At 34.8% G+C, this 12189-nt stretch carries 12 protein-coding genes; 2 read left to right on the top strand and 10 right to left on the bottom strand.

What is annotated here, in order from left to right:
* Window positions 1-409 precede the first annotated feature (409 nt).
* The 3 genes from ACFSTA_RS15610 to ACFSTA_RS15600 form a co-directional block, all read right to left on the bottom strand.
* Window positions 410-1903 (bottom strand): BCCT family transporter, encoded by a 1494-nt coding sequence (locus ACFSTA_RS15610; RefSeq protein ID WP_377557724.1) that lies wholly within the window; start codon window positions 1901-1903, stop codon window positions 410-412.
* 532 nt (window positions 1904-2435) lie between these two features.
* On the bottom strand, window positions 2436-3020 hold the full coding sequence (locus ACFSTA_RS15605; RefSeq protein WP_377557723.1) for a nitroreductase family protein: 585 nt from the start codon (window positions 3018-3020) through the stop codon (window positions 2436-2438).
* 124 nt (window positions 3021-3144) lie between these two features.
* Window positions 3145-4335: a C40 family peptidase gene (locus ACFSTA_RS15600; RefSeq protein WP_377557722.1), complete on the bottom strand. Its 1191-nt coding sequence runs from the start codon at window positions 4333-4335 to the stop codon at window positions 3145-3147.
* A 311-nt stretch (window positions 4336-4646) separates the two neighbouring features.
* Between ACFSTA_RS15600 and ACFSTA_RS15595 the strand changes: the two genes are divergently transcribed.
* On the top strand, window positions 4647-5675 hold the full coding sequence (locus tag ACFSTA_RS15595; protein ID WP_377557721.1) for an FUSC family protein: 1029 nt from the start codon (window positions 4647-4649) through the stop codon (window positions 5673-5675).
* Between the two features lie 29 nt (window positions 5676-5704).
* On the opposite strand, the gene ACFSTA_RS15590 is transcribed toward ACFSTA_RS15595, so the two are convergent.
* The 7 genes from ACFSTA_RS15590 to ACFSTA_RS15560 form a co-directional block, all read right to left on the bottom strand.
* Window positions 5705-6337, bottom strand: coding sequence for a response regulator (locus ACFSTA_RS15590; RefSeq protein WP_377557720.1), 633 nt, complete (start codon window positions 6335-6337; stop codon window positions 5705-5707).
* Entirely contained in the window at window positions 6330-7376 is a 1047-nt protein-coding gene (locus tag ACFSTA_RS15585; protein ID WP_377557719.1) for a sensor histidine kinase, read from the bottom strand. The genes ACFSTA_RS15590 and ACFSTA_RS15585 overlap by 8 nt, the downstream gene beginning before the upstream one ends.
* Window positions 7373-8107 carry a cell wall-active antibiotics response protein LiaF gene (gene liaF, locus ACFSTA_RS15580; RefSeq protein ID WP_377557718.1) on the bottom strand — a complete coding sequence of 245 codons (735 nt, stop codon included), beginning with the start codon at window positions 8105-8107 and terminating at the stop codon, window positions 7373-7375. Before liaF ends, ACFSTA_RS15585 begins: the two co-directional genes overlap by 4 nt.
* Before the next feature lie 87 nt (window positions 8108-8194).
* On the bottom strand, window positions 8195-8830 hold the full coding sequence (locus ACFSTA_RS15575) for a PspA/IM30 family protein (protein ID WP_377557717.1): 636 nt from the start codon (window positions 8828-8830) through the stop codon (window positions 8195-8197).
* Between the two features lie 14 nt (window positions 8831-8844).
* Entirely contained in the window at window positions 8845-9204 is a 360-nt protein-coding gene (locus tag ACFSTA_RS15570; protein ID WP_377557716.1) for a lmo0954 family membrane protein, read from the bottom strand.
* A 345-nt stretch (window positions 9205-9549) separates the two neighbouring features.
* Entirely contained in the window at window positions 9550-10572 is a 1023-nt protein-coding gene (gene ltaE / locus ACFSTA_RS15565; RefSeq protein ID WP_377557715.1) for a low-specificity L-threonine aldolase, read from the bottom strand.
* A 205-nt stretch (window positions 10573-10777) separates the two neighbouring features.
* Window positions 10778-11359, bottom strand: coding sequence for a DUF1836 domain-containing protein (locus ACFSTA_RS15560; RefSeq protein ID WP_377557714.1), 582 nt, complete (start codon window positions 11357-11359; stop codon window positions 10778-10780).
* A 141-nt stretch (window positions 11360-11500) separates the two neighbouring features.
* On the opposite strand from ACFSTA_RS15560, the gene trhA reads away from it, so the two are divergent.
* Window positions 11501-12148 carry a PAQR family membrane homeostasis protein TrhA gene (gene trhA / locus ACFSTA_RS15555; protein ID WP_377557713.1) on the top strand — a complete coding sequence of 216 codons (648 nt, stop codon included), beginning with the start codon at window positions 11501-11503 and terminating at the stop codon, window positions 12146-12148.
* Window positions 12149-12189 lie beyond the last annotated feature (41 nt).

The raw sequence follows: 12189 nt of genomic DNA, 5'->3' as shown, positions 1-12189 counted from the left end.
CCACAGGAGTCTTCGTATTCTGCCTCCGCTGATGGTGATTTCTTGTTTAAAGAATAGTGTTACTACTTCACTAGCGTAGGAAATACACGAAGACTCCTTGAAAAAGAAAAGCACTTTTTCTGCGTGCGATGTGTCGCTGACGTAGCGTTCCATGTCCTACGGGAGAATAGGCATCGGTGAGACCACACAGTGCGTAGCACGAGGAGGCTCACCAGCCGCCCGCGGAAAGCGAAGTGTATTTCTGGAGCGAGGTAAAGGCACCAACCAACATATTAAGTTAATGCACAGTTTACATCAACTACGAATAACGAATAATATTATTTACTTAAAAAAATCAATAATCTATTTGAAAGCCGCCTCATGTAAAAAAGTAGCTAACGGATTACTCCTATTAGCTACTTTTGTTTTGTTAATTATCCTTCTTATATTCTTTAGAGATCATTTTAAGAAATGAAATTACAATTAAAATAAGAATAACCGTAAAAGGTAAGGCAGAGATTAAAGAGGCTGTTTGTAGGGCATCTAGACCCCCTGCAAGTAATAACACAACAGCTATAGCAGTAATGAGTACTCCCCAAATCATTTTTACATATAACGCTGGATTCAAACTTCCCCTTGAAGTCATGCTTCCCAAAATATAAGTTGCTGAATCTGCAGACGTAACTAAGAATGTAAATATTAATAGAATCGCTAGCAAGGACATGATATTGGATAATGGGAGAGTGCCAAACGTTTCAAATAAAGCAACAGCAACATCATTATTGACTGCTTCAGCTATGGCGCTATCTTTATTTAAATCACTATTCAGTGCCGTACCTCCAAATGCAGCAATCCATAAGCAAGCAATAATCGGTGGAACGATCAGCACTCCGAAAACAAATTCACGAATTGTTCTACCTCTGGATACACGTGCAACAAATGCCCCTACAAATGGCGACCATGCTATTGCCCATGCCCAATAAAAAATCGTCCAATCACGTACCCACGTACCACCTTGATAAGGTGTTAGTCGTAGACTGTACTCTACAAAATTTGTTAAATAATCTCCTAATCCTAAAACAAATGAATTTAAAATAAATACAGTTGGTCCTGTGATAAACACAAACAATAATAAAATAATACAAATGCCAAGATTTATATTACTTAACCACTTAATACCTCGATTTAACCCCGTACTTGAAGAAAGTAAATACAATACAAGGATAACTGCAGCTATTCCAACTTGCATCCATACGGTATTAGGTAAATTAAATACATTCTTTAACCCACCATTCATTTGCATGATACCAAGTCCAAGAGAAGTAGCAACCCCCATAACTGTTGCAATTACAGCTAACGAGTCAATGGTAACTCCTACCCCTTTATTTTTACCAACAACAGGTTTTATAGATGTAGATATTAAGCCATTTTTATCCTTACGAAATTGTATATAGGCGATGATCAAACCTACTACTGCAAAAACGGACCATTGACTAACTCCCCAGTGAAAAAAGGAATATCCCATCGCAATTCTTGCTGCTTCTTCCGTTTGTCCTTCCAAACCCGGAAATGGAGTCGAAAAAAAATGGCTCATCGGTTCCGCTACACCCCAGAAAACCAATCCTGATCCGAAACCTGCTGAGAATAACATACCAACCCACGTGAAAAATGGATACTCCGGTCTTGATTTTGGTGGTCCTAATCGAATTTTTCCATATTTACTTATGGATATACCAACTAAAAATAAAACAAATAGGAAAACCGCTAATAAATAAAACCACCCAAAATTACTCGTAGTAAAATCGAACAATGCTTGTGCAACTGTTCCGAATTGCTCAGGTAATACTGCACCAATAATTACTAATAAAAGAATAATCAAAGCAGATATATAAAATACTGGATTTCGATATGTATGTTTCTTCATGTATTCCGCCCTTTCTTAGATGTCAATTCATATCTAATATGTGTGTAATTTTCAATCAGTGAAGTATTACTTCCGGTTACATGAGAAATAAATAATACCCTACATCATGCCGTAGTAAACTATATTTTTAAACGAATGGTAAAAATTATTCACATAAACCGAATCTAAAAGAACAAAAGCGCTATTACAGAGAAATTTTAAAACTATTCAATGTGTAGATTAGAAGAACCATTAGAATAACTTATTGCAAAAAAAGAGTAAATTAAGTAAGTAGGTTACAGAAATCCCTTTTATAATCATCTTTAAATACTACCATTTATTGTTCCAAAAGGAGTTATTATCTGTTATAGCCCTTCTCAAAGACAATTGCTTGCTTCCTAAAAAGATATATCAAAAGGAGCTTGGGATCCAAGCTCCTTTACTAATTTCTATGTGACTAAAATTATAAACAAATAAACTTTATTTATCATGAAATTTATACTTATGCACTTTAATGAGACCCTTAGCAATGAGATCATCTTTATTACAAGTATTATTTAGAAAAGCTGCCTTCTGAAACAAGCTCATCTATTAATTTTCGATCAGATGGCTTTTCACGACTCTGTAATTTTTCTGAAAGATTTTCTTTACCACCTTGATAACCGATTGCTACTATTGCATGTATTGCATATTCTTCTGGAATAGATAATATTTCTCTTGCTTTTTCTTTATTAAATCCACCCATTGCATGAGTTATTAAGCCTTTCCTGGTTGCTTCCAATGCTAAATATCCCCATGCTGCACCCGTATCGAATGCATGCGACTGGTTAAAACCACCAAAACGCTCTTCCTCTTTTTTAGACAAAACAGCGACCAAGACAGGCGCATGACGACACCATGCTACATTTCCATCATTAATATAGCTTAAAAATTTATCACGATCCGATTTTTTATTGGCAAGAACAAATCGCCACGGTTGGGCATTTCCTGCAGATGGCGCCCATCTTGCCGCCTCAAATAAACTATTCAAAACATCTTTTGGTATATCCTTCTCTTGGAACGATCTCGGTGACCAACGCTTCAAGTAGATTGGATCAATATCATACTTACTCTCTCGAATACCTTCTACTTCATTCATAAGATGACAACACTCCTCTATTATTTTAACCCCAGTAAAAGTTTCGATTTAATTATATTACTTATAACGAACTAGACAAAATAAAAGGCTCTAGCATAAAAATGCTAGAGCCTTTAGTACGATATTATTTTCCAACTCGTCTTACATGACCTGTAAAATGATTCTTCCAGTATCCACTAGTCATATTAGCAACAGCTAATCCTGTTGAGTTTTGCGCTCCAATGAAATTACCATTACCAACATAGATACCTACGTGGCCATTTACTTTATACGTATTAAAGAATACCATATCACCTGGTTGTATATTACTATACGAAACTTTTGTACCAACGGATTGTAATGCTGCTGTACTAGATGGAATATTATAACCACCTTGGGCGAATGCCCATGATACGAACCCAGAGCAATCAAACCCACTTGGTGTCTTTCCTCCCCATACGTACGGTACACCTAAATATTGATATCCAGCATTTATTACTGTACTTAGGTTTCCACTTCCCGATACTGGAGCGGATGATTTACTTAATGTAGTTAGATTACCATTTGAATTACTAGAAGTACTTGCACTTGCAGTTGCCGGAGGTGTGCGCTTTTCAGCTATACTCCTACGTACTTGCGCTTCAATGGATGCAAGACTACTATCTTTAATTTGTAATTCTTCTTTTTTCTCCGTTAATTCTTTTTCTTTTTGTTTTAATACACTTTTTTGTTCTTCATTTTGATCTTTTTGTACGAGGATTAACTCCTGCATCCCTTCTAATTCCACTTGCATATCTGTTAATTCTGCAAGCTTCGTTTCGACTGATGCTTTATCTTCTTCTTGCTGTTTAATTAAGTCATTATCAGATTCCGTAATTTTTGTTACAGCAGATACGCGGCTAACAAAATCACCAAAACTTTTTGAACCAAAAATAATATCAAGGAACCCAATGTTTCCACCGTTTTTCTGATAAGAAACCATTCGGTCTTTTAAGATATCTGAACGTTTTTGGATAGCATTTTCTAATTCTACTATCTCCGCTTCTTTCGTTGAAATCTCATCATTTGTTTCATTAAGCTTTTTTTCATTTTCTTTAAGAGCCTCTTCAACCCTATTAATCTCTTCGTTTAGCTCTTCTAATTCTATTAAAACATCCGCAATTTCAGCTTCCGCTTTTGATAAACTATCTTTTATTTCAGATCGTTCACTTTCAATTTGTGACTGTCGATCCTGTAATTCATTCATTGTTTCGGCTTGGACTGAATCCGTGAAGAAAGTACTCCCTATGCCAACTACAGTAACAGTGGCCATCGATATAATTGCCTTTTTCAACATTCTTTCCTCGCTTCCCAAGTCACACCTGCAATCTATTAGCAGTAGTGTTCATATATATTTTACTTCTATGTAATCTATTATTCTAGGCAATTAGTAGTATAACACCTAAAAATTTCAGTCGTGTTATAGTAATGTTACAATTATGTTTCAAATTATGACAATTAGTTATCCTATCTACCATGAAATAATAATTTTTACTATTAAATGAACCGTATAAATACCTTATTAACTAAAAATAATAGGAAAATATATTGTATAATGGCAATAAGACTGGAAAAATGAAATTCTATTCATGTATTGGAGTATTGCTCATGAAACTATCGCAGTTCATTGGAAATAGGTTAATTAAAACAGCTATAGCTATTTTAATTACAGCTTGGATTTGTGACATAATCGGTTGGCCGCCTGTATTTGCTGTAATTACAGCTATTGTGACATTGGAACCAACTGTATCCGAATCCATCAAAAAAGGAATGATTCGATTTCCAGCTTCAGCAATTGGTTCTGCATTTGCTGTGATATTTATAGCACTATTTGGGAATTCACCGATTACATATACGTTAGCAGCATTTTTTACAATCGCCACTTGTGTAAAATTACGATTACATGCTGGGGTATTAGTAGCTACATTAACAGCAGTAGCAATGGTAGAAGTCATTTACAGTAACTTTCTTATATCCTTTTTTATCCGTCTTGGAACAACAACAATTGGATTAGTTGTTTCTACTGCTGTAAACATGTTCCTTTTACCACCAGATTACACACATGATATCGTAAAACATATTAAGATACTAAATAAAAAAACAGGAAAACTAATTGAGGACGTTTTTGAAAACATTTTATTTGATGAGGATGTTAAAGTACGAGATAGGATGGGACAGCTTCGAAAAGCCTTAAATAAAACGGAAACGTTAATTCGATTTCAAAAAGAGGAAACAAAATATCACCCATTAGTTGGGCATGAAAAACATGTCTTCCAACACGCCCAGGACCAAATATTAAACATTAGAATGATGCATTATCATATCGAAAATTTAATAAATACACCTATCGATACCGTTTCATGGACTAAAGAAGAGCGAGAAATTATTCATTTCGCTATTAAAAAACTCTCACAAAGTATGGAAGATGAAAAAAATTACAATATAGAGGATCATGAAAAGCAATTAAAACAATTGACAGAAATATTTTGGGAAGATAATGAAGAAATAACAAAAAATAACAAACATCATCCGACACATTTCCCACCAGAATTGATCATTTTATATGAACTGTTATCCATTTTCGAGCTCATAACAGCTTTTTATATTAACGATAACAGCACAGAAAAAACTGTGTAGGCACGCTACACAGTTTCTAATCCTAGAAACTATTGTACTAACTGATGCTTGAATGCATAAATAACAGCTTGGGTCCGATCTTGTACTTCGAGTTTTCCAAGAATATTACTGACATGGACTTTAACTGTCTTTAATGCAATGAACAACTCATCTGCAATTTCTTGATTGGTCTTACCCGCAGCAATTAGAAGTAAGATTTCCATTTCTCTTTCCGTTAATTGCTCATGTAAATGCTCCACAGGTTTTTCTCTCATTTTTGTCATGATTTTTCCGGTAACTTCCGGTTCAAGAACTGATTGCCCTTGAAAAGTAGAGCGGATCGCTTTTGCAATTTCATTAGCTTTTGATGTTTTGAGCATATAACTAGTTGCTCCTGCTTCCAAGGCAGGGTATACTTTCTCATCATCAAGAAAGCTAGTCACAATAATAATTTTAGCATCTGGCCACTTCTCGATAATCTGTCTAGTGGCTTCAATCCCATCCATTTCCTTCATCACTAAATCCATTAAGATCACATCTGGTTTTAATTCCAATGCTAATTCAACAGCTTCTCCACCATCATCTGCTTCTGCTATTACATCCATATCTGATTGAGCTGACAAGTAAGATGAAACCCCTATTCGTACCATTTCGTGATCATCAGCGAATAAAATTCTAATCATCATTCTCATCCTTTTTTCCTAAACTAGGCACCTTTACTTCTAATCGGGTTCCTTGATTCGGTAAACTAATAATTTTTAACGTTCCCCCAACCTCATATGCCCGTTCACTCATATTGGAAAGTCCATAAGAGCCAGTTGTTCTTATTTTTTCCGTATCAAAACCTATTCCATCATCAACAACACGTAATATTATGGTGTCATCTCGCTCAATCAACATAACTTGTAGGTTGGTTGCTTCTGCATGACGTAGCGTATTCGATACAGACTCTTGCAGGATGCGAAATAACTGATCTTCAACACCCTTATCTACATTGAATTCCTCAATTTGTGCGATTATTTCCATTGGAACTTTTTGCGTCAGTTCTCTTAGAAGTTCATTAATTCCTTCTTGAATTGATTTTCCTTTTAATGGAACAGGTCTTAGGTGTAAAAGTAATGCACGCATTTCCAACTGTGATTGATGGATCATTTTCTCCACTAATTTTAGTTGTTTATTAACTGACTCATCTATCGGAGCATTCGTGTCATTTATTGCTGACATCATCATTGATGCGGCAAATAATTGCTGACTCACAGAATCATGTAATTCGCGTGCCAAACGATTTCGTTCTTGGACAACTATTTCTTGGAGACTTTGCTCTCGTTCATTGGCTCTTTCTGTTGCCAAACGTTGAGCATGCTCTGTTTGCTTACGGATTTTTTCTTGAATTTGTTCCATCTGATTCTGTATTGTCTGAAGTTCCGTATATGGCTGCTCATCTATTGTAACTTTTTGGCCCTTAGCAAGTTCATCTAATTGACGATTTATTTTATGAAATCGTTGACGCCAAAAAAGACCTATTGTAATACCAAAAATGGATCCTACCATACCCGATACACATAATATAATCACTGCAAAAGGAATGTCCCCCATGTTATGTGTGAAAATGAGAGTCCAATCTTCAATTGGAAAAGCCAAAAAGGTTATACCAATAATCATTACCGAAATTAGTATTCCGAATGCAATACCTGTGAAAGCGTGACGTAAAATAGTGATCATATCCGCTTCACCTCGATATCTCCTGAAACGATGGAAGTAATAATTTTAACTCGTGGTAGTGAAGTTGTATCATATTTTTCTGTTTGATATATAAGCGACTCGTTCATTATTTTCAAATGATGTTTCCCTAAAATATGTGCTCTTCCAAAAATGGAACTATGATGAATACTTACTTCCACTTCATATGGTACATAAATTTCTACATTACCAACAAAGTGTCGAATGGAAACAACGGCAGTATCGTTAGGTAATACGGTATTACTTAAATCAATGATTCGATCTCCAAAACCACCATGTATGTTAATATCTCTCCATTGGTAAGCCGTTTGATCTGTCTGTTGATCGTCAAATATTTTATGGTGAAATAGTGGTTGTTTTATTACCATAGGATCGACAATTACCTCTTGATGGGTAATTAAATCTGGTGATATCTTTTCTGCCTCTTGTGTTTTTTTTACATAATTCATAATAAATAATACGATAGCAACTATTACTAAAAAGCGAACTGCCAACATATTTAAAATGGATAAAACCAAACTAATTAATCCGATCCAGAATAAAATCTTTCCCCATAATCGGACAAAGTTTTTCCAACCGAAATAAATAAATAACCCTGAAAACAAAGCAGAGATTATTAATCCACCATTAAAGAAAACAATTTCCGCAATAAAAAGGATCACTCCAATGATCAATATCCAGTTTAATGTTTCTGTGTTTAATCGTTGAAACAATCTTGTGACCCCCTTCTATCCAATAATAATGAAGTAGACGCAGATAACTGCGCCTACTTAGTATATCATTTTTTCATTTGCATGAAATTAATTTACTTTCTCGTTTTCTTGCATTTCCTTTTCAAGCTTAGCTATTTTATGATCGAATGTGCTTTTGTAATAGGCACTATTTACTTTGTACTCCAACCCTTCAATGTAACGTTCCATCTCAGCAAAACGAGAGAATGGCTTATCAGATACTTCTTCGATCACCCTATTAATTTGGTGATTTGCATGTGCAATGTTTTCTCTCCCCATAAGCTCCATTCGGCGTAGATACATATCTTTCAACTTATGCTTCATTTCTTCATACTTTTGCTCCAGCATATCTAATTGCTCAATAGCTTCTTCACGAGAAGCTTTCATTCGTTCTGCACGTGCGTGATACTCTTCATGTTCTTTTATCGCAAATTCATACATTTGCTGTTCCCCAGCTTTTTCTGCAATTTTAGCTTGTTTCAACCGTTTGTCTGCAAGATCCTGTGCTTTATGATATTCACTTGTAAATTCATCTTTTAATTTGTATTGGCGATCTACTAGTTTACGCACCTTTTCTTTTTCTTGTTCACTTTGACGTAAATACTGATTTAATGCAGCTATTGGGTTCTTTTGTTCTTTTTGATCCATAAATTGGTGTAGGTCTGCTGATATAGAATCTTTCATACGCGTAAATATGTTTGTCATTAAAAATCTCTCCTTTAATAATTATTAATTTCTGCCCATTGACGTTCAAAATTTTTAAATGGGTCATCATCTTCTTCTACTTCGCTTACGACTGGGTCATCCTTGTCCTTTTTCCAGTTTGTAATTACTAAATATAGCGCAAAAGCTGCCGCTAAACCAATCACTGCAAACATATTGGAGAACGTAATACTTAGTACAACTAACCCTAGTATTACCCAACCAACTTTTCCAGCTGTGGAGTCACTTTTTATGAATTTCTTAAAGATTACATATAGTAACCAGATGCTAACACCCAATATTACCATCGGACCGAGATTTGCAAGTAAAACGAGTAAGGCAATCAAGCCTCCAATAAATAACAAGAATTTTTTCATCTGTTCTGCCTCCTTTCTTTATCTTGATTCCATCTTACCGAGAATTTTAATTTGCCGTAATGAGCCTAAGCAATATTTTAGAATAAGACCTCAGGCCTATATAGGACTAGTCAATTAAAAAAGAGAATCTATCGTATGATAGATTCTCTAGATTGACTATTAATTAGCCATTTCTTTTCCTAATATTATTAAGTCATTCAATAAACGATCTTATATTTCTATATAACTTTATTTAGTTATATATCAGTAGATACAATTTTTCACAATATATTCTTTGGAGAACAAATCATTTCTAGTACAAAATATCAGACTCAACAACAAATTTTTATGCTATGATAGGTAAAATTACAACAAATTTTTCGCTATTTTTTCTATTACATTACTGATTTCATGTTCTGTAACATCATAGTGTGTTGTAAAGCGAACTGTGTTTGGACCAAATGCTACTGCCAAAATTTCTTCGCGTTTTAAAATTTCGATAAATTGATTGGCGTTTAACCCCGATTGCTCTGTGTTTACTAGTACAATATTCGTATCAACTTTATTTTCAATGGATAGTCCGCGTATAGCTGATAAGCCTGTCGCCAGCTTGTTAGCTTTTTCATGATCTTCCGCTAAACGATCAACCATGGTTTTCAATGCAACTAAGCCAGGTGCAGCAATAATACCAGCCTGTCTTAACCCACCACCTAATCGTTTCCTCCATTTCCTAGCTTTCATAATAAATTCTTGCGTACCAGCTATGATAGACCCTACTGGTGCTCCTAGTCCTTTGGAAAGACAAAATTGAACGGTATCTGTATAACGAGCATACTTTTTCACACTTATACCAGTAGCAACAGCAGCATTGAATAATCTAGCACCGTCTAAGTGAATTGGTATATTACGATTCTGAACACGTTGATAGATTTCTTTCATATTTGCTAACGGTACAATGGCACCACCTGCACGATTATGTGTGTTTTCGAGACAAATCAATCCCGTTTCAGGTTGATGAATATCATCAACTCGAATAGCTGCTTCCACCTCATCCGGACTCATCTCACCACGAATACCCTTAATTGTCCTTGGCTGTACCCCCGCAAACGCCGATATCGTACCACCTTCATAAAAATAAATATGAGAATTCGCTTCTAATATCACTTCTTGACCAGATACACAGTGAGTAAGTACGGCTACCTGATTTCCCTGTGTCCCACTTGGCACAAACATCGCAGCCTCTTTGCCAAGCATACTGGCAGACAGTTCCTCCAATTCTAAAATTGTTGGATCTTCGTTATAGACATCATCACCTACAATTGCATCAAATGCTGCTTGTCTCATCATTTTTGTAGGCTTCGTTACCGTATCACTTCGTAAATCTATCATTTCTACCTCTCCTTACTCTTATCTATTTATACGCTTTCGTAGATAATAAAGTATCTACCCTCATCAATAGCATTTTTATCATATTTTTCAATGATCGAAAATAATGCCAAACCTACTTATATTTTACCATATCATGTATAAATAACAGCGACCACTAGCCATAACTTCTTATCCTAGTTATAAAGGAAAAGGGAAAGAAACCTACTTAAGTAGTTTCCTTCCCTTTTCCGATTTCATCAACTATTCTTTCTGCCGCTCTTCGATAGTAATTGCTCATATTGACGAAAGAAATAGCCAACAACAATTGCTCTAGATAATCCGAATCGCTATTCTCCATCAAACTAACCTGACGATTCACTTCACTTGCACATTCATGCGCATCCTCTCGAAACTGCTCCCGATTATACTCGGATAGATATAGATAAATCTCATAAAGATCATCTACATTGAAATTATCATTCGTAATTTTTTCGTTTACATGCTCCAAAGCAGTTTTTATGTCTTTAATTGATAAAGCACCTTTCAATTGATAAATCAAACTGATTAAAATCAAATGGTCCTTCGAATACTTCTTATTTTTTATCGGAAATAATAATTTGCCTTTTGCATAATTATTAATCATTGTTTTAGTTAATATTTTTTCTTCTTCATTTCTTTTTGAACTAGCAAACTTACTTTCAAAAAGTTGAATGACTTGATCCATGTATAAGTCTAAATCGGGCATTTCCTTAATTGATAGATGGTTATCTAAATATAAACCATCCAATAATTCATTTAATTTTTCCATTATAAAAACCTCATTACGTAAGATATGGGTCTATTATACGGTGAAAACGGCATGAAAGTAAAGCTTGACTACATATTGAAATGGGTGTATTGTGTTATGTAGTATTAAAAACTATGTTATAGAGTAAAGGGGTAATGGTACATGGGATTGTATATTCGAGAACCTATTAATGGATTGACGCATTTATTTGGAGCCCTATTAGCTTTTATTGGACTTCTTGCACTTGTTATAAAAGCCTCCTCTGAATCAGGTTCTATACTGACCATCATGGCTGTAATCATATTCGGAGTCAGTATGATATTACTGTATTCCGCTTCTGCTACTTATCATATGGTAGTAGCAAAAGATCATGTCATTGCATTTTTACGAAAAATTGATCACTCGATGATTTTTGTATTAATAGCTGGGACCTATACACCAATTTGTTTAATAAGCTTAAACGGGGTTACTGGTTGGGTTCTGTTTGGTGTAATCAATGGACTAGCTTTGATTGGAGTTCTTTACAAATTGATATGGTTCCAAGCACCGAGATGGTTATCCACCGGATTATATATTGCCATGGGATGGATTGTTATTTTCTTTAGTTCTTCACTAGCAAATATTATTGGTACAAATGGATTGCTTTTACTAATTCTTGGTGGTATTGCTTATACTTTAGGTGGTTTTATATACTGGCTAAAACCTAGATTTCTAGAATTTAAACATATGGGATTTCACGAGATTTTTCATATCTTTATATTATTTGGAAGTTTATTTCACTTCCTTTGTGTATATTATTATATATTATAAAAAAAAGTGAAGTAGCCACAACTTAGGCTACTTCACTTTTT

The sequence above is a fragment of the Ornithinibacillus salinisoli genome (assembly GCF_042684965.1).
Classification (GTDB): domain Bacteria; phylum Bacillota; class Bacilli; order Bacillales; family Amphibacillaceae; genus Ornithinibacillus; species Ornithinibacillus salinisoli.
This window is presented reverse-complemented; position numbering and strand designations above follow the sequence as displayed.